Raw genomic sequence first — 24,571 nt, forward strand, 5'->3', positions numbered from 1 at the left:
AAGTGTGTTCGATAATTATCGCCAATTTTGTTGTTTTTTCCTTTAATTTATAAATTTTCCGTTTGGTTTTCTTGACGCTTTCAGATGTTAGAAGTACAATAAAATTGTTTAAGAATTGTACAATTTAAAAAAGTAATGAAAGTCGTAATAAAAGCGCTTTACTTTTTTAATGTACACAACTAGACTATTAATCTACTAAGGGGGGAGAAACCATGGCAGATCAACATCGTGAATTTTTTTACAGAAGGTTGCATTCACTACTAGGTGTGGTACCGATAGGGATATTCTTGGTACAGCATTTAGTTGTGAACCATTTTGCTGTGTATGGTGAGGAGAGCTTTAATAGGGCTGCAGGATTTATGGCAAATCTACCATTTGTAATCGTATTGGAGATTTTTATTATTTTTCTACCAATCTTGTATCATGCGGTACTAGGGGTATACATTGCATTTACCGCAAAAAACAATACGAGTAGATTTGGATTCTTCAGAAACTGGATGTTTAAATTGCAACGCATTACAGGTATTATTACACTTATTTTTATTGTTTGGCATGTGTGGGAAACACGTGTACAAGTAGGCTTAGGTAATGCAGAAGTAAACTATAGCCTTATGGAAGGTATACTAACGAACCCGTTTATGTTCTGGTTTTATATCGTTGGTATTATATCCACAGTATTCCATTTTGCTAACGGTCTTTGGAGCTTTTTGGTATCATGGGGTATTACACAAACTCCAAAGTCACAAAAAATTGCAACATACGCTGTTATAGTAGTATTCTTGGTAGTTAGTTACATTGGAGTAAGAACATTAATTCAATTTGCTTACGGAGTTTAAGATAGAGACAAGGGAGAGTGAGTATTATTATGAGTAATCGCAAAATCGCTGTTGTAGGCGGTGGCTTAGCAGGCCTAATGGCCACTATAAAAGCTGCTGAAGCAGGTGTCAACGTAGATTTGTTCTCCATCGTACCTGTTAAACGCTCTCACTCAGTATGTGCGCAAGGTGGTATAAATGGTGCAGTTAATACAAAAGGTGAAGGGGATTCACCATGGATTCACTTTGATGATACCGTTTATGGTGGGGACTTTTTAGCAAATCAGCCACAAGTTAAAGCGATGTGTGATGCAGCACCAGGCATTATACATATGTTCGACCGCATGGGGGTTATGTTTAACCGTACACCAGAAGGGCTTCTTGATTTCCGTCGTTTCGGTGGTACTCAGCATCACCGTACAGCCTATGCTGGTGCTACGACAGGGCAGCAATTATTATATGCTTTAGATGAACAGGTTCGTCGTTATGAAGTAGAAGGACTAGTTACGAAATTTGAAGGATGGGAATTCCTTGGTGCAGTGTTAGATGAAGATGGTGTTGCAAGGGGAATTGTAGCTCAAGACATTAAGACTCATGAAATTAAATCATTCCGCTCCGATGCAACTATTTTCGCAACAGGTGGCCCTGGGATTATCTTTGGTAAATCAACCAATTCTATGATTAATACTGGATCTGCTGCAAGTATTTTATACCAGCAAGGTGTTAAATACGCGAATGGTGAATTTATCCAAATTCATCCAACAGCAATTCCTGGTGATGATAAGCTTCGTTTAATGAGTGAGTCAGCACGTGGAGAAGGTGGGCGTATTTGGACATATAAAGATGGTGAACCATGGTATTTCTTAGAGGAGAAGTATCCTGCCTATGGTAACCTAGTTCCACGTGATATTGCAACGCGTGAAATCTTTGATGTTTGCGTAAACCAAAAATTAGGTATTAATGGTGAGAATATGGTTTACCTTGATTTATCTCATAAAGATCCAAAAGAATTAGATATCAAACTTGGTGGAATTATTGAAATTTATGAGAAATTCGTTGGTGAAGATCCTCGTAAAGTACCGATGAAAATTTTCCCAGCGGTCCACTATTCTATGGGTGGTATGTGGGTCGATATAAATCAAATGACGAATATCCCTGGTATCTTTGCAGCTGGAGAATGTGATTATTCTCAGCACGGTGCAAACCGACTAGGTGCTAACTCTTTATTATCTGCCGTATTTGGTGGTTCAGTTGCAGGTCCTAAAGCAATTGAATATATCGAAGGACTTGAGAAACATTCAGAAGATTTATCCTCAGAATTATTCGATACAAAAGTAAGAGAAGAAGAAGAGAAATTTAAGGAACTATTGAGCATGGATGGGGAAGAAAATGCTTATCAACTTCACCAAGAGCTAGGCGAATGGATGACGGATAATGTTACCGTGGTACGAGAAAATGCTAAACTATTAAAAACTGACGAGAAAATCCAAGAATTAATTCAACGTTTTGAAAATATCAATATCAATGATACGTCAAAATGGAGTAACCAAGGAGTTATGTTTACTCGTCAACTTAAAAACATGCTTCAATTAGCTCGTGTTATTACACTTGGTGCTTATAATCGTAATGAAAGTCGTGGAGCGCATTTCAAACCAGAATTCCCAGAACGTAATGATGAGGAATTCTTAAAAACTACCATTGCTAAATTTGATGAGAAAAATCAAAAACCAATCTTAAGTTATGAAGAGGTTGATATTTCATTAATAGAACCACGTAAACGAGACTATACAACAAAACATTAAAATAGGGGGAGAAATATAATGGCTGAACAAAAGACGGTAAAATTTATCATTACACGGCAAGACGGCCCGGATTCTGCTCCTTACGAGGAAACCTTTGAGGTCCCTTACCGGAAGAATATGAATGTTATTTCAGGGTTAATGGAAATAAGGAAGAACCCAGTTAATTCAAAAGGTGAAAAGACGACACCTGTACAATGGGATATGAACTGTTTAGAGGAAGTGTGTGGTGCCTGTTCTATGGTAATAAATGGCACCCCTAGACAATCATGTGCGGCATTGGTAGACGAATTAGAGCAACCGGTTCGTCTAGCTCCGATGGCTACATTCCCAGTTGTCCGTGATTTAATTGTTGATAGAGAGCGTATGTTTGATGCGTTAAAACAAGTAAAAGCATGGATTCCAATTGATGGTACTCATGACTTAGGTCCTGGACCGCGTATGCCTGAGAAAAAACGTCAATGGGCTTATGAATTATCAAAATGTATGACATGTGGTGTTTGTCTGGAAGCATGTCCTAATGTCAATGATAAAACTAACTTTATTGGTCCAGCAGCACTTTCACAAGCACGACTATTCAATGCACATCCTACTGGTGAAATGAATAAGAGTGAGCGTTTGGGTGGATTGATGGAAGAAGGCGGAATTAGTGGTTGCGGTAATTCCCAAAACTGTGTACAGGTGTGTCCGAAAGGCATTCCTTTAACCACTTCTATTGCTGCTATGAACCGTGCAACTAATATTCAAGCATTTAAAAACTTCTTTGGTAGTGATAACGCACATTAATAAATATTTAAAATGACCCTTTCAGTAATGTTAGGGTCATTTTTTATAAGTAGTAAAGTACTTCACTTATGATGTATGGTAGTTAGCAGTCTATCAAAGGGGATATCACTTTCTTATTTAATCATGACAAAAAGCAAAAACCGACTCGTGTTAGCAAGTCGGTTTTTGTTATTTTACTAGCTATATGCCAGTAAATGTAAAGATTAATAACTTACCACCCGATAGTCTTGCGTTTAGGGGGTGAGTTCCAGAAATCTTTAGAGTTTTAATTCCCCCATACGAAGTAGTTCGACTACGGCTTGAGATCGCCCCTTGACTCCTAACTTCTGCATTGCATTTGAAATGTGGTTTCGGACAGTTTTTTCTGATATAAACAATTCCTGGGCAATTTCTTTTGTTGTTTTGTCTTGAACTAACAATTCGAATACTTCTTTTTCACGTTTGGTTAATAATTGCTTCGGCTTATACTCGTTGTCCTTCAAATGTTAACCCCTCCTTGCTCTCATAGAGCTGCATGCTGAAGGGAAATTATTTAGTCACTATAGCTTATGTTCACATCAAAATTTAGTGAGTATAACTGCAGTGAAAAGCAAATAATCTTTAAATATTTTCGCTGGTTAAGGGGCAGTAATCCCCCCACATCAAAAATGGAGGAAAAACGATTCCTTTAGGTGGTGGATAAACCTGTCCCTTAAAGCCCATCGGACGTTGCGACTTTATCTTTTGTTCCTTTGTTTTAGTGGGGAATGAAAAGACCCCCCCACTAATTGAAAATTCACTTTATAAAAAAGGAATCTTTTTTTATAGACAAGTATTAGACTTGTTGAGTGCTATGTTAATATCAACGCACTAGCCATCTGCAATACGTTAAATAAAAGGAAAGGATATCCATAAAAAAATTAATAGACGAAACACCATGTACAAAAGTGAATATGATAAACTATTAGTTAGGGTTAACCAGGAAGAACCTCATTGGATTCGATAATGGATGTAAATGAAAGAATAGAAATGATTACGTTATTTATCCGGAATGCTTAGCATAATGGACGAGGATTTTAATTAACTAACCGGTTGTTCATTTATTAAAAAAGCTATTCATTTACAAGGTTATAGAAATGCGTTATGTTTTTTAGGGGAAGTGATTGAGCGTTTTTTTGCTAATGAAAAGGAAGATTTAATTAGATAATTAGATAAACTTGTGACAAATTTAAAATAACATCTTAGAAGAGGAGATTTTTTTTGGAAAGGGCTATAGGAGTAATTGACTCAGGTGTAGGTGGATTAACCGTTGCACATGAATTAATGCGACAACTACCGAAGGAAAAATTATTATATTTAGGCGATACAGCTCGATGTCCGTATGGGCATAGAACGCCGAAAGAAATAAAAATGTTTACGTGGGAAATGGTTAAATTCTTATTGGATAAAGATATTAAGATGCTTGTTATCGCATGTAATACCGCAACAGCATTTACGTTAGAGGAATTACAAAGAGAGTTAGATATACCCGTGATTGGTGTCATACAACCAGGTGCTAGAGCAGCCATTAAGTTTACGCAAAGCAATCATGTTGGAGTAATTGGTACACAAGGAACTATTTATAGTGAAGCTTATACGAAGGCTTTGAAAACAATAAAAGCGGAAATTCGGATAAGTCCATTAGCCTGTCCCTCATTTGTTCCTATGGTTGAGCAAGGGATTCTTTCGGGACCGGATGCAAAAGCAGAGGTGAGAAAAACTTTGTTCCCATTACAAAATAAGGAATATATGGATACTTTAATTTTAGGTTGTACTCACTATCCTTTGTTAAAAGATACCATACAGTCTGTGATGGGGGAAAATGTAACGATTATCTCATCCAGTGAAGAAACAGCAAGTGAAACCAGTACAATATTGGAAGTTCATGGACTGTTAAATCATGAGGATACTCATCCTAGTCATCAATTTTACACAACTGGAGAGTTAAAAGTGTTTAACCAAATAGCTAGAACTGTTTTTAAGGAGCCTAGCTATAGTAAGTTAACTATTCAAAAGGCTAGTTTAAATACAAATCAGGATGCTTCTTAACAGCTCCTGATTTTTTTATCGATTTTCCTATGATTGGTCTATTTTTAATGATAGCTCGTATACATAATAGTACAAACCATCGTAGGAGGTATGGGCATGAATAAGAAAGGGATTCTTGTTACTGGTGCGATAACACTAACGTTTATTTTATCAGGTTGTTTTCAAGGAGAACAATCAATGGAACAGGAAATTGATCCACCACAGAATGCAGAAGCTGTCGATAATTTGGAAACAGATACTTCCAAGGAAGATTCCGAGCCAGTTAATGATGTAAGCGAAGATAAGCAAGAGGTAGTAACGGAATATGTACCCCGGGAATTATATTTACTTGATAAAAATGGAATGGTTGCTGCTCAAACTATTGAATTACCTCAACTAGAATCGAATGAAATAGCCGAACAAGTTCTGAAACATCTAGTTAAAGGTGGGCCTGTCACTTCTTTACTACCAAATGGATTTCAGGCTGTATTGCCAGAAGGTACAGAGATTTTAGGGCTTGATTTAAAAGAGGACGGAACAATGGTGGTAGATGTTTCTGAAGAATTTACAAACTATGAACCTAATGAAGAAATAAAAATCTTAGAATCTATGACATTTACGTTGACACAATTTGAAAATGTAGAGAAGGTTCAATTATGGATTAATGGACATCCACAACAGACTATGCCTGTGAATGGAACACCTATTGGAGATGGCTATTCTAGAGAAAATGGAATCAATGTTGTTCAGTCGGATACGGTGGACCTTCTAACTAGTAAAGCAGTAACTATGTATTATCCAGCAGAGCATAATGAGAATCGTTATTATGTGCCTGTGACTCAATATGTTGAGAATAATGAAGGGGACATGTTCCAATCTATTATTCAATCCTTAATTAATGGTCCTGGTTATAACACGAATGTTCTTCATGTTTTTAATACGAACACAATGTTGACGAGTGAACCAACTATGGAGGACGGGGTACTGAACTTGACATTTAATGAAGAAATCTTAAAAGATACTGAACAATCCGTTATTGCAGATGAGGTAATGGAGACTTTAGTAAGAACTTTAACAGAACAAGAAGGTGTTGAAGCTGTAGATATTAAAGTAGAAAACGTTGAACAATTAGTTAGCGAAAGTGGCCAAACTTATGATGAACCAGTAACTAAGGAAGCATTCTCACCAACTGAAAAGCTTTAAATGAAAGGGGTTCATACCGAACCTCTTTCTTTGTTTTATTCAATGTTTTACAGTTTCTCATTTAAATGAATTCAAATGATACTTTTGTATAAAATATGTTAAGCTAATGGTTGAATAAGGAGGAGTATACATATGCGAAATGACCAACGAGAAAATAATCAACTAAGGCCAATAAAAATTGTTCCTAATTACATAACCCATCCGGAGGGATCCGTATTAATTGAATTTGGGGACACGAAAGTGATTTGTAATGCAAGTATAGAGGATCGTGTTCCCCCATTTATGAGAGGTCAAGGTAAGGGGTGGATTACAGCTGAATATGCTATGTTGCCTCGTGCAACAGCACAGCGGAATATTAGAGAATCTTCCAAAGGGAAGGTAAGTGGTAGAACGATGGAAATTCAACGATTGATTGGTAGGGCGCTTCGATCCGTTGTTGATTTAGAAAAAATTGGAGAACGCACAGTATGGGTGGATTGCGATGTTATTCAAGCTGACGGAGGTACCAGAACAGCTTCCATCACAGGTGCATTTGTAGCGGTTGTACTTGCTTTTGGTAACCTATTAAAAAATAAAGGGATTAAAGTAATGCCAGTTACAGATTATTTGTCTGCAGTATCTGTTGGGGTATTATCAGATGGCAGGGAAATATTAGATTTGAATTACGAGGAAGATTCACAGGCTGATGTTGATATGAATATTGTCATGACAGGGGCTGGAGAATTTGTAGAGATTCAAGGTACAGGTGAAGAGGCAACATTTTCTATAGGCCAGCTACAGACAATGTTAAAGCTAGCTAGTGAGGGGTTGGAAGAGATTATATCTATTCAAAAGGATACGATAGGTGAATTAGCAGATCGAATTGGTGAAACGAAAAATAATCAATAATTTTAAGGGGATTATTATGAAACAAATAGTAATTGCGACAAGGAATAATGGAAAAGCAAAAGAATTTAAATCCTTCTTTTTAAAGTATGAGGTGGAAGCAATATCCCTTTTAGATATAAATGATGATTTGCCAGATGTCGAGGAAACCGGGGATTCTTTTGAAGAAAATGCAGCGCTTAAGGCAGAAGAAATAAGCCGAATTTTAGATTTGCCTGTTGTTGCAGATGATTCGGGTCTAGAAATTGATGCCTTGGATGGTAGACCAGGAATCTATTCAGCAAGATATGCTGGGGAAAAGAAAGATGACAAAGCAAATATGTATAAAGTATTAGAAGAAATGAGAATTGTATCTGAAACTAAACGTACAGCTAGATTTGTATGTGTTTTGGCAATTGCTATACCTAGAAATAAAACGGTTTTTAAGAGAGGTATATGTGAAGGGACGATAGCTTTTTCTGAGGCAGGAAAGAATGGTTTTGGTTATGATCCAATTTTTATTCCGAATGGATATGAAAAGACAATGGCAGAAATAGATCCAGAAGAAAAGAATAAAATCAGTCATCGAAAAAAGGCGATGGATCAGTTAGAGAAATGGCTGGGTAATTTGTGATTGGTGAAGGTGGTAAATAGTGAAGAAAATATTGTTAATAAGCGATAGTCATGGACTCCAACAAGAGATCTTAGATATTAAAAAGAGACACCAGGTGGATAGGATAATCCATTGTGGTGATTCAGAATTGGACTTTGATGCTAACGAACTTACTGGTATGGATAAGGTAGCTGGAAATTGTGATACTGATGCACGTTTTCCTAATGAAACGGTGATTACAATCGGTGAATTGACTTTCTTTGTAACGCATGGTCATCTTTATAACGTGAAGTCAAACTTATTGCCGCTTTCTTATCGAGCGGAAGAATTGAAAGCTAATGTTATCTGTTTTGGACATACCCATATTGCAGGTGCAGAGAAGATGGATAAGCTGTTATTTATTAACCCTGGAAGCATTCGAATGCCTAGAAATAGAATAGAAAAGACTTATGCCATCTTAGAATGGGAGACGACTAAAAATATTAGAGTGCGTTTTTATACGGTAGATGGAGAACTAGTTTCTAAAATGTCATATGAGACTACATTAGAGGATTAATGAACGTCTGTATTCATTTAGTGGAGGTTTACCCTCCTCTGAATGAAATTTAATAAAAGTATTGACAAAAATATATATCAATTTTATAATGTAAATTGTTCGCAAAAAGTCCATTACCATTTAATGGTAGTAATGCGGGTGTAGTTTAGTGGTAAAACCTCAGCCTTCCAAGCTGATGTCGAGGGTTCGATTCCCTTCACCCGCTCCATTATGTCCCAGTAGCTCAGCTGGATAGAGCAACAGCCTTCTAAGCTGTGGGTCGCAGGTTCGAATCCTGCCTGGGACGTATTTATTTTATTTCAGTTAACTCCAATAATTACATCAAAAGAGACCTAACTTACATAGGTTTCTTTTTTTATGTTTAAAAATATTTTTATAGGGTATGTATAGCTATTATCTAAAATAATATACTATACTTAAGAGAAAGGGTGAATATATGCAGACGCACCATGAAAAGGTGATTCTCTTTCCTAAGTGGAAGAAATCGCTAGAAGAAGAAAGCTTGATTGCTTTAAAGGAAAAACAATACGAGAAAGCATTAGTAAAATTAAATAAACTATTAATGCATCACGTTGATAGTTACGAAATTATAACAGGAAAACTGATTTGCTTAATGGAATTAGGGAGATTTAATGAAGCACAGGACTTATGTGAGGATTTACTTAAAAGTCGTGATGAAAACTATTATCATTATTTACATATTTATTTAACTATTTTATTTCAAACAAACCAGTATGAGCTCTTGATGGAGCAAGTAGAAGAGATTCTTTTAGATAAAGAGATTCCGAAACCACAAAAGGACCAATTTATACAGCTCTACGAAATAAGTGAAAAAATGCAACTGGATGTCATAACAGAGAGAAAAAAACAAGTATTTGATGAATTGTTTCAGGCAGTGAAGGAGAAAAAATTCGAGGAGCAATGGCGACAAGTAGATAGCTTGAGAAGTTTAAAGACAGATCCAACAGAAGAGATAATAGAATTGTTGGTTCATGAAAATGTTCACCCATTAACCAAATCAGCAATAGTACTGTGGTTAAAAGAAAAAGAAGTATCACAGCAAGTAGAAATATCTAAATTTGGTATTTGCTTTTCTTTTAATCCAATTACAATTGAAGGATTAGAGCAAAGTGAGTTTATAATAGAAACGAAAAAATTGCTTCGACCTATAGAAGAGAAAAATCCTACACTGTATTATTTGTTAGCAAAATTACTTTCAAACTATGCATATGTAATCTATCCAATATTACCGCAAAAAGAAGATTACTTACATATAGCAAAAGCACTGGAAATAATAGGGGATGAATATTTTAATTTAGGAACTACGCAGGAGGACCTATCAGATAAAGTAGAAAATTATATAGAGAATATTAAAATGAGTGAATCACTTTATTTAAGTATAATGGAATGATTGTGTTATAAGAGAAATGCTTGAAAGCCATATGAATTATGTTATAATAAGGTGGTTGCAAAATTACTTAGTAGATAATAATTATCGTAATTTACATAATTATGAGATGGTATAATAGATTTTGGAGGGAAAAAATTATGTCAGCTAAATGGGAAAAACAAGAAGGAAATAAAGGGGTACTTACTTTTGAAGTGCCTTCAGATGAATTTGATCAAGCGTTAGATCAAGCATTTAAAAAAGTAGTAAAAGATGTTCAAATTCCTGGATTCCGTAAAGGGAAAATTCCTCGTGGACTCTTTGAAAAACGTTTTGGTGTAGAAGCGTTATACCAGGATGCAGTGGATATTGTTCTTCCAGAGGCTTATCGTAAAGCAATTGATGAAACAGATATCTTTCCTATTGCACAGCCAGAGGTGGACATTGAACAAATTGAAAAAGGTAAAGATTTAATTTTTACTGCTAATGTTGAAGTGAAACCAGAAGTTACACTAGGTGAATATAAAGGCTTAGAAGTAGAAGAGCAATCTGTTGAAGTAACAGATGAAGATGTGGAAGAGGAAATCAACCGTATTCGTGATCGCCATGCAGAATTAGTTGTAAAAGAAGAAGGCGAAATCGAAGAAGGGGATACTGCAGTAATTGACTTTGAAGGTTTCTTGGATGGTGAAGCTTTTGAAGGCGGAAAAGGTGAAAATCATTCATTAGAAATTGGTTCAGGTCAATTTATTCCTGGATTTGAGGAACAGTTAATTGGTAAAAAAGCTGGAGATGATACAGAAGTGAAAGTAACATTCCCAGAAGATTATCATGCGGAAGAATTAGCTGGAAAAGAAGCAACATTTAAAGTGAAAATTCATGAAGTGAAATATAAAGAATTACCAGAACTTGACGATGAATTTGCAAAAGATGTCGATGATGAAGCCGAAACACTTGACGAATTAAAGAATAAGAAGAGAGAACAGCTTGAAGAAGAAAGAAAACAACAAGCTGATAACGAAAAACGTCAACAACTAGTTGAGAAAGCATCTGAGAACGCTCAAATTGATGTTCCTGAAGCAATGATTGAGACTGAATTAGAACAAATGGTTAGAGAATTTGAACAAAACCTTCAAATGCAAGGTATGACATTAGAAATGTACACTCAATTCTCTGGGCAAGATGAGACTGCATTAAAAGAGCAAATGAAAGAAGATGCAGAAAAACGCGTAAGAACGAACTTAACTCTTGAAGCTATTGCAAAAGAAGAGAACATCGAAGCGACAGAAGAAGACATCAACGAAGAATTAGAGAAAATGGCATCTATGTATGGCATTGAAGCAGATCAGCTACTACCTTTACTAGGTGGTAATACTGATACTATTAAAAATGATGTACAACTTAGAAAAGCTATTGAATACCTAGTTGATCAAAGTAAAGCAGTATAAACAAGAAAAAGATAAGTTTCATTCTAGCTAGAAAAGTGTAAAAACAACAAGGTGCGAAACATATCGCACCTTGTTTTATATTATTTAAAAGAAAGAACGACTTAATTTTAAAATCTGTCATATAGTATAAGTAATATATAGTTGATTATTCTAATGAATAGCGTAATTTTGCTTTTGAAGGTGGATGGGAAGAAGCAAAGGCTTACTTACTTTATCTTACTAAAAAAGAATTTTAAGAAATTATTAAGTCATCTAGTTGTTTTTATTTTGTTTTTTGATATTCTTCTGATATGATGACTATAAATTGAAACCTAGATTCTAGGATATTTAGGGGTGAAAATGAATGTTTAAGTTTAATGAAGAAAAAGGACAATTAAAATGCTCGTTCTGTGGAAAAAGTCAAGATCAAGTACGTAAATTAGTAGCCGGACCAGGCGTTTATATATGTGATGAATGTATTGAATTATGTACTGAAATTGTGGAAGAAGAACTTGGTACGGAAGAGGAGATGGAATTAAAGGAAATTCCAAAGCCAAAGGAAATTTGTGAAATTCTGGATGATTATGTTATTGGGCAAGATAAGGCAAAGAAAAATTTGTCTGTCGCCGTTTATAATCATTATAAACGTATTAACACACCTAAGAATAATGATGATGTTGAAATAGCGAAGAGTAATATCGCAATGATTGGGCCAACGGGAAGTGGTAAGACATTATTAGCACAGACATTAGCACGTATTATTAATGTTCCGTTTGCAATGGCAGATGCAACATCTTTAACAGAGGCAGGTTATGTTGGGGAAGATGTTGAAAACATTCTTCTAAAACTTATACAGGCAGCAGATTACGATGTTGAAAAAGCAGAAAAAGGAATTATTTATATTGATGAGATTGATAAAGTAGCAAGAAAATCAGAGAATCCTTCGATTACACGGGATGTATCTGGTGAGGGAGTACAGCAGGCCTTGCTTAAAATATTAGAAGGTACGGTAGCAAGTGTTCCTCCACAAGGCGGAAGAAAGCACCCGCATCAAGAATTCATTCAAATTGATACAACAAATATTTTGTTTATTGTAGGTGGAGCTTTCGATGGAATAGACCAAGTCATCAAGCGACGTCTAGGTAAAAAAGTAATTGGTTTTGGTGCAAATTCTAAGCAGGAAGATATGGATATGGGTCAATTGCTACAAAAAGTATTACCGGAAGACCTATTACGTTATGGATTAATCCCAGAATTCATTGGGAGAATTCCGGTAATTGGTGCATTAGAACCATTAGATGAAGGAGCACTAGTGGAAATATTAACAAAACCTAAAAATGCTTTAGTTAAACAATATCAGAAACTATTTGAGATGGATGATGTAGAGTTGGAAATAAAAGAAGAGGCACTTGTTGAAATTGCTAAAAAGGCAATTGAAAGAAAAACGGGTGCTCGTGGCTTACGCTCCATCATTGAAGGGCTTATGCTAGATGTTATGTTTGAATTACCATCAAGAGATGATATCGATCAATGCGTCATCACAAAAGAGACAGTGAAGAATGAAGATGGAAGTCCAACCCTTGTCTTTAGTGATGGAACAGTACAAGAAGGGATTAAAAAGCATCCGAAAGAAAGTGCATAATCACATATAGGTCTAAAATAAATTATAAATGTGAGACTAACTTGGCTAAATAGTTCTTATAATAAAGAGCTGCTGCTTTTAGTTAGTCTCTTTTTAACCCTTGTTAAAATATCAGATACATAGTTGTAAAAAATTATTAGGTTTAGGAATAGAAGTTTTGCAAATACTAAAATGGAAAATGCTTTAGTTTACAAATGTAAAATTTTTCTATAAACTTTAAGAATGTGTAAGTATAATTAATTCATATTTTATGGAGGTTACATATTAATGTCTAAAGAACTTATTAAAATCCCCCTCCTACCATTACGAGGACTACTCGTATATCCATCCATGGTATTACATCTAGATGTAGGTAGAGATAAATCTGTCTCTGCTTTAGAAAAGGCCATGATGGATGATCAGACGATATTCTTAGCTGCACAAAAAAAGGTTAGCTTAGATGAACCTGAAACGAAAGACATATACGAAATTGGTACATTGGCTAAAGTTAATCAAATGCTAAAATTACCAAATGGTACCATTCGTGTGTTGGTTGAGGGGTTATATCGCGGGGAAATAGTACGTTATGTTGAATCCGACGATGAGTTTATCGTAGAAATTGAAAAGTTGGAAGACATACATGGTGATAAGCATGAGGAAGAAGCATTAATGCGTTCTCTTCTAGACCAATTTGAACAATACATAAAAGTATCAAGAAAAATTACGGAAGAAACTTATGCGACCGTATCGGATATCGATGAACCAGGACGATTAGCTGATATAATCGCATCTCATTTGTCATTAAAAATAAAAGAAAAGCAAGAAATTCTGGAGATACAAAATGTTAAAGAGAGAATTAAAAAGCTAATTCATCTTATTTCCAATGAGAAAAAAGTTCTTGACTTGGAAAAGAAAATTGGACAGCGTGTCAAATCTTCCATGGAAAAGACTCAAAAGGAATATTATTTACGCGAGCAATTAAAAGCTATTCAAAAAGAACTTGGGGATAAAGATGGGAAAACAGGGGAGGTCAGTCAGCTACGAGAAAAAATAGAGAGTTCAGATATGCCCGAGCACGTTATGAAAGTAGCATTAAAAGAACTGGACAGATATGAAAAGGTTCCACAAAGCTCAGCTGAAAGCTCTGTTATTCGAAATTATTTAGAATGGCTAACCGCTCTCCCATGGACAAATAAGACACAAGATACAATAGAAATAGATAAAGCGGAAAAGGTCTTAAATGAGGAGCATTATGGTCTTGAAAAAGTAAAAGAACGAATCATAGAATATCTTGCTGTGCAAAAGCTTACAAATTCTATAAAGGGTCCCATTCTTTGTTTAGTAGGACCGCCGGGTGTAGGGAAAACATCATTAGCAAAATCTATTGCAACGGCAGTAAATCGGAATTTTGTTAGGATTTCCTTAGGGGGTGTCCGAGACGAAGCAGAAATCAGGGGACATCGGAGAACATATATTGGTGCAATGCCAGGAAGAATCATTCAAGGAATGAAAAAGGCGGGAACAATAAATCCTGTTTTCCTTCTAGATGAGGTTGATAAAATGTCTAATGATTTCCGTGGCGATCCATCTTCTGCCATGCTAGAGGTTCTTGACCCAGAGCAAAACTCTAGTTTTAGTGATCATTTTATTGAGGAAACGTATGATTTATCTAATGTACTATTTATTGCAACAGCCAATAGTGTAAGTACTATACCAGGACCATTGTTAGATAGGATGGAGCTTATTTCACTTGCAGGTTATACCGAAGTTGAAAAGGTCCATATTGCAAGGGAACATCTCATTCCTAAGCAATTAAAGGAAAATGGTTTGAAAAAAGGAATTATGCAAATACGTGATGATGCTCTATTAAAATTAATTCGAACATATACACGTGAGGCGGGTGTACGAGGATTAGAAAGACAACTTGCTAAGTTATGTAGGAAGACCGCTAAAATTATTTTATCTGAAGAGAAAAAGCGAGTTATTATTACCGAAAAAAGCTTAGAAGATTTATTAGGCAAACCAATATTTCGCTATGGTTTAATGGAAACAGAAAATCAGGTTGGTGCTGCAACTGGATTGGCATATACCACAGTAGGTGGAGATATATTATCTATAGAAGTAAGTCATTATCCTGGTAAAGGAAAATTAACATTAACTGGTAAACTAGGGGATGTTATGCAAGAATCGGCACAGGCAGCATTTAGTTATATTCGCTCTCGTGCAGAAGAACTGAATATAGATCCGGATTTTTATGAAAAATATGATATTCATATCCATGTTCCTGAAGGTGCGACACCGAAAGATGGACCTTCTGCTGGTATAACCATGGCTACAGCATTAGTATCTGCTTTTTCAGGTAAAGCTGTTAAAAAAGAAGTAGGTATGACTGGTGAAATTACACTAAGAGGAAGGGTTTTACCAATTGGTGGACTGAAAGAAAAATCCTTAGGTGCTCATCGTGCAGGACTCACAACCATTATTATTCCTGAAGATAATAAGAAAGATATTGAAGATATTCCTGAAAGTGTACGTGAAGGGTTAACATTTATTCCTGTTGCACATCTAGATGAAGTACTGAAATATGCACTAGTGGAGGAATAATGATGAAAGTGACAGAGGCAGAGATAGTAATTAGCGCAGTCAGTAAAAAACAATACCCTAATGATGGTTTACCTGAAATTGCATTAGCTGGTCGATCTAATGTTGGAAAATCATCCTTTATTAATAAATTAATTAATAGAAAGAACCTTGCAAGGACGTCCTCTAAACCTGGAAAAACGCAGACATTAAATTTTTATAAAATAAACGAGGCTTTTTATTTTGTTGACGTTCCCGGGTATGGTTATGCGAAGGTATCTAAGAAGGAACGAGAAAAATGGGGAGTCATGATGGAGGAGTATTTCGAACTACGGGAAACATTGAAGGCTGTGCTGTTAATTACAGACGTTCGTCATGAACCAACAAGAGATGATATTCAGATGTATGATTTTCTTAAATACTTTGAACTTCCAGTAATTGTTGTAGCAACTAAACTAGATAAAGTCCCGAAAAGTAAAAGAGCCAAGCATATCATGCGGACAAAGGAAACGTTAAATATAGATTCAGAAGACATCCTTTTGCCATTCTCTTCAGAAACTGGAGAAGGGAAAGATGAAGCATGGAGATATCTGAGGCAGTTTCTATAAGAGGCTCATTGCAAAAATAACAAAATAAATGGATGAGTTATTTGAATTTAAAAAGGGAATAAAAAGAAAAAGAAATAATCCTCCGATTATAGGGATTATTTCTTTTTTATTAATAGAACAACTCCTATGATAATTAGTATGATTGGCCAGAACAGTTCTATATAATTTTTTACATCATGAACCCAATAAAAATAGTGGGAAAGCTGATTTGAAAAGATCATAAAAATACTAACAGCAGTTAATGCGGTTCCTAATAAAAAGCCTCTCTTGGTTTTAGAGGCACGGACAAGAAAAGCAATACCCACTATTAAGACATAAACTGCCCAATGACTTATCCAAAACTGATAGTGGTTCATCCCATGGAAATGTATCCCCAACCCTAAAACTATGGAACCGTTGAATAACTGATCATAATTTTTCGAAGTATAACTATAAAATAATAGGATAATACCTATAATAATAAGGATTGTTTGCCAAGAATAGAAGTTTGTTATAATTGGAATCTTTAAATGTCTTAAAAGAAAGAATAAACCAAGCCCTATAAAGATATATGCGATGAGTGAATTTTGTTTTTTCAACTATATTCCGTTCCCTTCAACTATAGCGATTTCTTGCTTCTATACATATTGTATGATAAAGTACATTCGAGTTAAACTAATTACGTTTATTATTATATTACTGTTTCAAACTCTGTTCACAATTTAAAAAATAGAAAGTCTCGTTATGTGTTATAATAAAGAATAAATATGTTTTTATTGTTTCTTTATATTTATATTTATATTTATTTTTAATAAGCCATTCAATTACGTACTGTATTAGTTGGGGGTAGACAAAGTGCATATTATTAAAGTTGGTTTAAATTATCGAACAGCCCCTGTAGAAATTAGGGAGAAACTCACCTTCTCAGATATTAATATAGAAGAAGCAAGTAGTGAGTTAAAGAAACAAAAGAGTATCTTAGAAAATGTAATAATATCAACATGCAATCGAACGGAAATATATGCAGTGGTTGATCAAGTACACACAGGCCGTTATTATATTAAAAATTTCTTATCCAAATGGTTTAATATTGAAAAAGAACTGTTCACTCCATATTTGCAAATTATGGAAAATGATGGAGCATTGGAGCATTTATTTCGAGTTTCTACGGGTTTAGATTCCATGGTATTAGGAGAAACACAGATACTTGGTCAGGTGAAGGGCGCCTTTTTAACATCACAAAAAATAAATACTACGGGTACTATTTTTAATGAGTTATTTAAACAAGCCATTACTTTTGGGAAACGAGCTCATAAAGAAACAACAATCGGTGAACATGCTGTTTCCATTAGTTATGCTGCAGTAGAATTAGCCAAAAAAATATTGGGAGACCTTCAAAATAAGCATATTGCTATATTAGGTGCTGGAAAAATGGGTGAATTAGCTGCTAAGAATCTACAAGGTTCGGGTGCTACAGAAATAACAGTTGTGAACCGTTCAGTGGAAAAGGCCCAAGAGTTAGCAGATAACTTCCAGGCTAAAGCTAAATCTCTTGACCATTTAGAGTCCGTAATAGAAGAAGCAGATATTCTAATAAGTTCGACTGGTTCAAAATCTGTTATCGTAACGAAAGAAATGGTGGAACAAGCTCAAAAAAATCGAAAGAAAAGTCCACTTATTTTAGTTGATATTGCAGTTCCAAGGGATATCGATCCAGAAATTAATGAGTTGAATCAAGTATTCCTGTACGATATAGATGATTTGCAAGGTATTGTCGATAATAATTTGGAAGCAAGAAAAATGGCAGCGGAACAAATTGAAATCATGATTGAACAAGAGATTGTCTCATTTAAGGAATGGTTAAAAACCCTAGGAGTTGTACCAGTAATTTCGGCTTTACGAAAAAAAGCCCAATCCATACAGCAGGAGACCATGAGAAGTATTGAAAGAAAAATGCCTGATTTAACAGAAAGAGAGAAAAAAGTTTTAAACAAACATACGAAGAGTATCATCAATCAGCTATTGAAAGAGCCCATCACACAGGCAAAAGAGATGGCAGGTGGAGAGCATGCTGAACATGCATTAGAATTATTTGTGGATATTTTTGGCATAGAAGATGAGGTAAGGGCAGAATTTAAAAAACAAGCCAAAAAAGATGACACATTAATGTCATTACAAAAAAATGAATATATAACTTTTCCACATTTAGAACAAATTTCATCTGTTCAGTAATCTATTTAAGATTAAACAAATAACCAGAAGGCATTTTAGCTTTCTGGTTTTTAACTTGTAACCCTTTTTCTTTTCTTATCTATTTAAAAAAGGTTAAAATAAAGGTGATAAAATTTTAATATATTTTGTTCAATGAATTATAGCAATGATGATTTAGGAGGATAATTAGATGCGTAAAATAGTGGTCGGTTCCCGTCGAAGTAATTTAGCTATGACTCAAACGAAATGGGTTATTAACGAGTTAAAAGAAGCTGGCGTCGCAAATGATTTTGAAATAAAAGAAATCATGACAAAGGGTGACCGTATATTAGACGTTACCTTATCAAAGGTTGGTGGGAAAGGTTTGTTTGTCAAAGAGATTGAACAGGCCATGTATAATAAAGAAATCGATATAGCTGTACATAGCATGAAAGATATGCCGTCTGTAATGCCGGAGGGGTTAGTTATTTCATCTATCCCTGTAAGAGAAGATCCACGTGATGCATTCCTTTCTAAAAATAATGTACCACTTATGGATCTTCCGGAGGGATCTATTGTAGGAACTAGTAGTTTACGTCGTGCTGCACAAATCCTAGCAGCAAGACCAGATGTGTCGATTAAGTGGATTCGTGGAAATATTGAGACTAGAATTCGTAAATTAAAAGAAGAAGACTATGATGCAATTGTACTAGCAGCTTCCGGTTTAAAACGCGCAGGACTAAATGATGATATAGTTACAGAATATTTAGGGGCTGATATAGTAGTACCAGCTGTTGGACAAGGTGCACTTGCTATTGAATGTAGAGAAGATGACAAAGAGGTTCGTGACATGTTAGCGAAAATAAACGATGATTACACAACCAAAACAGTTACAGCAGAGAGAACGTTCTTGCATCTTTTAGAAGGTGGCTGTCAAGTGCCAATTGGTGGTTTTGCTTATCTAGAGAAAGAAGATATTGTGTTATCTGCCTTAGTCGGGACACCAGATGGTAAGACTATACTAAAAGAGATGGTTCGAGGTACTGATCCAGTAGAAGTTGGAAAAGAAGCAGCAAATAAATTAATTAGTCAAGGTGCAAAAGATATAGTTGAAGGAGTTAAAGAGGAGCTTGACAAATAATGTCTGGTCCTTTAGAAGCAAAAAAGATTATAGTTACAAGGGAAGAAATAAACAATAGATATTTTGCTAAAAAAATACTGCAATATGGTGGAACTCCAATTGAAGTACCACTTTTATCGATAACTTGCGAGGATCGTAAAGAAAATAAAACCATCTTAAATGATTTAGATCAATATGAATGGATATTTTTCACCAGTGCAAATGGTGTAGAATGTTTTTTTCAGCTTGTGGAAATGTATCATATTCCGTTTAGTAATATTAATAACAAAAAAATAGCTGCGGTTGGTCGAAAAACGAAAGATAAATTGAATAATTTTGGGATTAAAGTAGATTTTATTCCAACAACATTTAATGCAGAAACAATGGCAAAGGAGTTTTTGTCATCCTATTCGGTAACTAAACAAGTATTATTTGTACGAGGTAACCTTTCTAGACCAGTCTTAATCGAGGAATTTGAAAAGGCCGGTGTATCATATCGAACAATTGAGGTTTATAAAACAACGATTAAAGAAGAAAATAAGCAATTATTGAATAAAGCAGTTGAAGGACCATATGATTTTATTACCTTTACGAGCCCGTCTGCTATTGATGCTTTTAATAAATTAACGGAGTATGTAATTACCAAACCATGTGTATGTATTGGTACCACTACCAAACAACGAGCATTGGAAAGAGGGATCACCAATATATTAATGCCAATGGAAGAGTTCACAATCGATGCAATGATTGAATGTATGGTAAATTACATAAAAGAAAGGCAGGAAGAACAATGGAATTTAAACGACATAGAAGATTAAGAACTTCAAGCTCTATGCGTGCTTTAGTTCGAGAAAATCATCTACGTGTAGAGGACTTTATTTATCCTATGTTTGTTATTGAAGGGGAACATACTAAAAATGAAGTACCTTCTATGCCAGGTGTATACCAGGTTTCCATGGATTTACTGTTGGATGAAGTAAGAGAAGTGTATAATTTAGGAATTAAATCTATTATGTTCTTTGGTGTTATTTCAGCTAAAGATGAAATTGGCACAGGAGCATTTGTTGATGATGGAATCGTTCAGACAGCTATTCGTTTAGTAAAGAATGAGTTTCCTGATCTATTGATTATAGCGGATACATGTCTTTGTGAATATACCGATCATGGGCATTGTGGTGTTATTCATGACCATGACGTAGACAATGATGAGTCACTAAAATTATTAGCGAAAACAGCAGTATCACAGGCAAAAGCTGGGGCAGATATTATTGCACCTTCCAATATGATGGATGGATTTGTTGCAGTCATTCGCCAAGCATTAGATGAGGAGGGGTTCAAAAATATCCCTATTATGTCCTATGCTGTGAAATATGCTTCATCCTTTTATGGTCCATTCCGTGACGCAGCTGATAGTACTCCACAATTCGGGGACCGTAAAACATACCAAATGGATCCTGCTAATCGTATAGAGGCTCTAAGAGAAGCAGAGTCCGATATTCAAGAAGGCGCGGATTTTATAATGGTTAAACCAGCGCTATCTTTTCTAGATATAGTTAGAGATGTTAGAAACCGCTTTGATGTTCCGGTTGTTGCTTATAATGTTAGTGGAGAGTATGCAATGATTAAAGCTGCTGCACAAAATGGCTGGATAAATGAAAAAGAATTAGTCTTGGAAATGTTGACATCCATGAAACGTGCAGGTGCAGATATTATTTTGACATATTTTGCTAAAGATGTAGCAAATTGGTTAAATGAAAATAAATAGCTTGAGGTGATGTTTGATGAAGAACCAAAAATCTAGAGGAATTTTTAATGAAGCGGTTGAATTAATGCCAGGTGGTGTCAACTCTCCTGTTCGAGCATTTAAATCTGTTGACATGGAACCTATTGTAATGGAATCAGGTAAAGGTTCAAAAATCCATGATGTAGATGGTAATGAATATATTGACTATGTCCTAAGCTGGGGGCCACTTATTCTAGGTCATGCTGACGAGAGAGTCGTTGGCAAATTAAATGAAATGGTAGTAAAAGGTACTAGCTTTGGTGCAAACACTGAAATGGAAAATAAATTAGCTAAACAAGTCATTGATCGAGTACCATCCATCGAAATGGTGCGGATGGTTAACTCTGGAACAGAAGCAACTATGAGTGCCATTCGTCTTGCAAGAGGATATACAGGGAAAGATATTATTATGAAATTTGAAGGTAGTTACCATGGACACGGAGATTCCTTACTGATTAAGGCGGGTTCGGGGGTGGCTACATTAGGTTTACCTGATAGCCCTGGAGTTCCAAAGTCTGTTGCTAGCAATACAATAACAGTACCATTTAATGATTTAGAGAGTGTCAAAGTAGCATTTGAAAAATATGGAGATAATATAGCAGCAGTTATTATGGAACCTGTATGTGGAAACATGGGTGTTATTCCACCGAAAGAGGGTTTCTTAAAAGAGATGAGAAAAATAACGGAGCAAAATCAGTCTTTATTAATTTTTGATGAAGTAATGACAGGTTTTCGTGTTGGTTATCATTCCGCACAAGGTTATTTTGATATTAATCCAGATTTGACTTGCTTAGGTAAAGTAATAGGTGGAGGATTACCAGTGGGTGCGTTCGGTGGAAAACGGGAAATTATGGAGCAAATTGCACCAGCTGGACCGATTTATCAAGCAGGTACACTTTCAGGGAATCCACTTGCGATGACTGCTGGCTATGAAACTGTTTCTGCACTAAATAAGGCATCATACGAAGAAATTAACAAAAAAGTGGATCGATTAATGGAAGGATATAGACAAGCAGCGGAAGAATATAATATACCACTTCACATCAATCGTGCTGGGTCTATGTTTGGCGTATTCTTCACGAACGAAGAAGTGATTAATTTTGAAACAGCAAAAACTTCAAATTTAGATTATTTCTCTCAATATTATCGTGTCATGATTGAGGAAGGAATCTTCTTACCACCTTCACAGTTTGAAGGGTTATTCGTATCCACAGCACATACAGAGGAAGATATTGATAAAACCATTCAAGCAGTACGTGTTGCCTTTTCTAAAATTAAATAAATTCAAAGCTATTTCCTCATAGTAGGAAGTAGCTTTTTTCATTTGGCTTTTTTCGTGTGTTCTGTTGTTTTTTTACCTCGCATTTGAAGGATTATGTGACGTAACTAGGTAAAGTTTGCCGGTGCGCGCTGATTTCCACTGCGGGCAGTCGCGGACCTTAGGGCACGGCTTCAGCCTACGTAGCGGAAGACCACCGCTTCGTAGTCTTTAGATACCTGCTATTCCCACAGGACAAGGAAGGCTTCGTCAGCGTTACATCTTCGTTAGAAAATTGAAATTCACATTCAAGGAGTCGACTGTTCTCTCTTCCAATCAACCATGATTATGGCTGAAATAATAATAGGAGATTATGCTCAAAATAGCGGAGGAAATACACGGAGACTCCTCGAAAATAAAGTTCAATTTTCTTCGTGCGATGCGTTGCTGCCGTAGCGTTCCTTGTCCTGCGGGATGAAAAGCCTAGGTGAGACCACGTAGTGCGACAGCACGGAGGGGGCTCAGCAGCTCCCTAAGGTCCGCGTAGTGTATTTCCGTAGCGATATTTACGCACCTTTTTTCGTATTAGGTTACTGCGCATTATATCTATTTTGTGCAAAAAACAACAATCTTTTAGAAAATATAAGTTTTATTGGATTGAACTACAACAAGATATTGAATTTCTCTATTTTGGGTAAAATTCATGTTTTTCGCATGCATAACCTAAATATCCTCCTCATATAGATAATTTAGACGTATAAAGCAAATGGGTTAGCGCTAGAAGGGAGGAAGTCAATTGTCTGGTGAACAATCGGTATTTACTTTTGAATTGAATGAGTCCCTCCATTTTGAAAAGGGACAGGAAGTAGCCGAAATGCGTGGAATATCATTAGATCCTGAAATTTCTATTCAAACATTTAATGACTATATTTCTATAAGAGGAGTTATAGAATTACAAGGTGATTATGAAAAAATTGTAAGTTCGAGCGAACAAGTAGATGAAAATCTTACTGATATTGGGAATATGGAAGCAAAGCGTTTTGTAGAGAAGGTAGAGGAAAAGGAAGATAATTTAGCTGAATTTAGTCATCAATTTCCTGTTGAAATCTCCGTACCTACGTATCGTATCTCAGATATAAACGATGTCCGTGTCAGTGTGGACACCTTTGATTACGAATTGCCAGAAGAAGGACAATTAAAGCTGTTTTCTACCATTGCTATTCACGGTATAGATCAAGAAGTAGAGCAGTCTAGAGAGATAGTGGACATAGAAAAAGAGGAAGAATTAGTAGATGAAAAACCAGAAAAGTTGGAAATGCCATCAGATTCAAATGAAACAGAACCAGCTAATTTGGAGAGGGAAGAGGAGTCCTTTGAATTTGAAATCAAACAAAAACAAGAGGAAAAATATAGTGAAGATGAAGACCTTTTAACTCTTTCCGAGGCGCCAAAATTGGTGGAGGAAGAGTCTACTAAGGAGGATGAAAAAGAAGATCGATGGCCCTTTAAGAAACACTCCCAATCCTTATCAGACTTTTTTGCAAAAGACGAAGTATCAGAGGAAGAATATGTAGAAGAGGATAATAGTGACGATTTTTATGAAGACGATGTTGATGATGATTTTGAATACGATGATAACAATCATCACACACACCGTACAGAAATTACCTATGAAAACACATCTCGCTCATCTGAAAATGAGGATATAAGCTATCTAGCTGATATTTTTAGAGAATCAGAGGCAGAGGAGTATACAAAGATGAGAATTTGTATCGTTCAAAAAGAAGATACGATAGAAACAATTTCTGAACGGTTTGAAGTCAGTCCTCTTCAGCTTATTAAACAGAATCAATTAGAAGATGACTTTGATGTAACGGAAGGACAATTATTATATATACCTAAAAAATAAGATTACCGAACTCATTATCGGATGCAA

Annotated in this window: 21 protein-coding genes and 2 tRNA genes; 21 read left to right on the forward strand and 2 right to left on the reverse strand. The window is 35.6% G+C overall.

Features of this window, described 5'->3' with window-relative positions:
• The first annotated feature begins 212 nt into the window (after positions 1-212).
• The 3 genes from CAO17_RS04970 to sdhB are packed head-to-tail and all read left to right on the forward strand — an operon-like array spanning position 213 to position 3,400.
• Positions 213-836 (forward strand): succinate dehydrogenase cytochrome b558 subunit, encoded by a 624-nt coding sequence (locus tag CAO17_RS04970; RefSeq protein ID WP_085991755.1) that lies wholly within the window; start codon positions 213-215, stop codon positions 834-836.
• Positions 837-865: 29 nt separating this feature from the next.
• Complete coding sequence (gene sdhA / locus CAO17_RS04975) at positions 866-2,617, forward strand: succinate dehydrogenase flavoprotein subunit (RefSeq protein ID WP_085991756.1); 1,752 nt, start codon at positions 866-868, stop codon at positions 2,615-2,617.
• 18 nt (positions 2,618-2,635) lie between these two features.
• Entirely contained in the window at positions 2,636-3,400 is a 765-nt protein-coding gene (gene sdhB / locus CAO17_RS04980; protein WP_085991757.1) for a succinate dehydrogenase iron-sulfur subunit, read from the forward strand.
• A gap of 257 nt (positions 3,401-3,657) precedes the next feature.
• Here sdhB and CAO17_RS04985 read toward each other — a convergent pair whose 3' ends face one another.
• Positions 3,658-3,882 carry a helix-turn-helix domain-containing protein gene (locus tag CAO17_RS04985; RefSeq protein WP_010651078.1) on the reverse strand — a complete coding sequence of 75 codons (225 nt, stop codon included), beginning with the start codon at positions 3,880-3,882 and terminating at the stop codon, positions 3,658-3,660.
• Positions 3,883-4,639: 757 nt separating this feature from the next.
• Between CAO17_RS04985 and racE the strand changes: the two genes are divergently transcribed.
• From racE to yihA, 12 genes are all read left to right on the forward strand, one after another.
• A complete protein-coding gene (gene racE / locus CAO17_RS04990) occupies positions 4,640-5,467 on the forward strand; it encodes a glutamate racemase (RefSeq protein WP_085991758.1) in 828 nt (275 codons plus the stop codon).
• A 96-nt stretch (positions 5,468-5,563) separates the two neighbouring features.
• The gene (locus tag CAO17_RS04995) at positions 5,564-6,649 is read left to right on the forward strand and encodes a GerMN domain-containing protein (protein WP_085991759.1); all 1,086 of its coding nucleotides are present in this window, start codon (positions 5,564-5,566) and stop codon (positions 6,647-6,649) included.
• 132 nt (positions 6,650-6,781) lie between these two features.
• Positions 6,782-7,537: a ribonuclease PH gene (gene rph / locus CAO17_RS05000; protein ID WP_085991760.1), complete on the forward strand. Its 756-nt coding sequence runs from the start codon at positions 6,782-6,784 to the stop codon at positions 7,535-7,537.
• A 16-nt stretch (positions 7,538-7,553) separates the two neighbouring features.
• On the forward strand, positions 7,554-8,147 hold the full coding sequence (locus CAO17_RS05005; RefSeq protein ID WP_085991761.1) for an XTP/dITP diphosphatase: 594 nt from the start codon (positions 7,554-7,556) through the stop codon (positions 8,145-8,147).
• 19 nt (positions 8,148-8,166) lie between these two features.
• Positions 8,167-8,682, forward strand: coding sequence for a metallophosphoesterase (locus CAO17_RS05010; protein ID WP_085991762.1), 516 nt, complete (start codon positions 8,167-8,169; stop codon positions 8,680-8,682).
• A gap of 134 nt (positions 8,683-8,816) precedes the next feature.
• Positions 8,817-8,890, forward strand: a tRNA-Gly gene (locus tag CAO17_RS05015).
• A 4-nt stretch (positions 8,891-8,894) separates the two neighbouring features.
• Positions 8,895-8,968 (forward strand) — tRNA-Arg (locus CAO17_RS05020).
• A gap of 150 nt (positions 8,969-9,118) precedes the next feature.
• Positions 9,119-10,093 carry a tetratricopeptide repeat protein gene (locus CAO17_RS05025; RefSeq protein ID WP_085991763.1) on the forward strand — a complete coding sequence of 325 codons (975 nt, stop codon included), beginning with the start codon at positions 9,119-9,121 and terminating at the stop codon, positions 10,091-10,093.
• A gap of 137 nt (positions 10,094-10,230) precedes the next feature.
• Positions 10,231-11,517: a trigger factor gene (gene tig / locus CAO17_RS05030; RefSeq protein ID WP_085991764.1), complete on the forward strand. Its 1,287-nt coding sequence runs from the start codon at positions 10,231-10,233 to the stop codon at positions 11,515-11,517.
• Positions 11,518-11,860: 343 nt separating this feature from the next.
• Positions 11,861-13,138, forward strand: coding sequence for an ATP-dependent protease ATP-binding subunit ClpX (gene clpX / locus CAO17_RS05035; protein ID WP_085991765.1), 1,278 nt, complete (start codon positions 11,861-11,863; stop codon positions 13,136-13,138).
• A gap of 267 nt (positions 13,139-13,405) precedes the next feature.
• Positions 13,406-15,721: an endopeptidase La gene (gene lon / locus CAO17_RS05040; protein WP_085991766.1), complete on the forward strand. Its 2,316-nt coding sequence runs from the start codon at positions 13,406-13,408 to the stop codon at positions 15,719-15,721.
• Between the two features lie 2 nt (positions 15,722-15,723).
• Complete coding sequence (yihA, locus tag CAO17_RS05045; protein WP_085991767.1) at positions 15,724-16,305, forward strand: ribosome biogenesis GTP-binding protein YihA/YsxC; 582 nt, start codon at positions 15,724-15,726, stop codon at positions 16,303-16,305.
• A 95-nt stretch (positions 16,306-16,400) separates the two neighbouring features.
• Here the strand turns inward: yihA and CAO17_RS05050 are convergent, their stop codons facing one another.
• Complete coding sequence (locus tag CAO17_RS05050; protein WP_085991768.1) at positions 16,401-16,883, reverse strand: LiaI-LiaF-like domain-containing protein; 483 nt, start codon at positions 16,881-16,883, stop codon at positions 16,401-16,403.
• A 256-nt stretch (positions 16,884-17,139) separates the two neighbouring features.
• Here CAO17_RS05050 and hemA point away from each other — a divergent pair, with 256 nt between their 5' ends.
• From hemA to spoVID, 6 genes are all read left to right on the forward strand, one after another.
• Positions 17,140-18,516 (forward strand): glutamyl-tRNA reductase, encoded by a 1,377-nt coding sequence (hemA, locus tag CAO17_RS05055; RefSeq protein ID WP_085991769.1) that lies wholly within the window; start codon positions 17,140-17,142, stop codon positions 18,514-18,516.
• A 169-nt stretch (positions 18,517-18,685) separates the two neighbouring features.
• Positions 18,686-19,615: a hydroxymethylbilane synthase gene (gene hemC, locus CAO17_RS05060; RefSeq protein WP_085991770.1), complete on the forward strand. Its 930-nt coding sequence runs from the start codon at positions 18,686-18,688 to the stop codon at positions 19,613-19,615.
• The gene (locus CAO17_RS05065) at positions 19,615-20,412 is read left to right on the forward strand and encodes a uroporphyrinogen-III synthase (protein WP_085991771.1); all 798 of its coding nucleotides are present in this window, start codon (positions 19,615-19,617) and stop codon (positions 20,410-20,412) included. The genes hemC and CAO17_RS05065 overlap by 1 nt, the downstream gene beginning before the upstream one ends.
• Complete coding sequence (hemB, locus tag CAO17_RS05070) at positions 20,385-21,359, forward strand: porphobilinogen synthase (RefSeq protein WP_085991772.1); 975 nt, start codon at positions 20,385-20,387, stop codon at positions 21,357-21,359. The genes CAO17_RS05065 and hemB overlap by 28 nt, the downstream gene beginning before the upstream one ends.
• A gap of 16 nt (positions 21,360-21,375) precedes the next feature.
• Positions 21,376-22,659 (forward strand): glutamate-1-semialdehyde 2,1-aminomutase, encoded by a 1,284-nt coding sequence (gene hemL, locus CAO17_RS05075; RefSeq protein ID WP_085991773.1) that lies wholly within the window; start codon positions 21,376-21,378, stop codon positions 22,657-22,659.
• Positions 22,660-23,431: 772 nt separating this feature from the next.
• Positions 23,432-24,544 carry a stage VI sporulation protein D gene (gene spoVID / locus CAO17_RS05080; RefSeq protein WP_085991774.1) on the forward strand — a complete coding sequence of 371 codons (1,113 nt, stop codon included), beginning with the start codon at positions 23,432-23,434 and terminating at the stop codon, positions 24,542-24,544.
• Positions 24,545-24,571: the final 27 nt, after the last annotated feature.

The organism is Oceanobacillus senegalensis, assembly GCF_900176885.1.
Taxonomy (GTDB): domain Bacteria; phylum Bacillota; class Bacilli; order Bacillales; family Amphibacillaceae; genus Oceanobacillus; species Oceanobacillus senegalensis.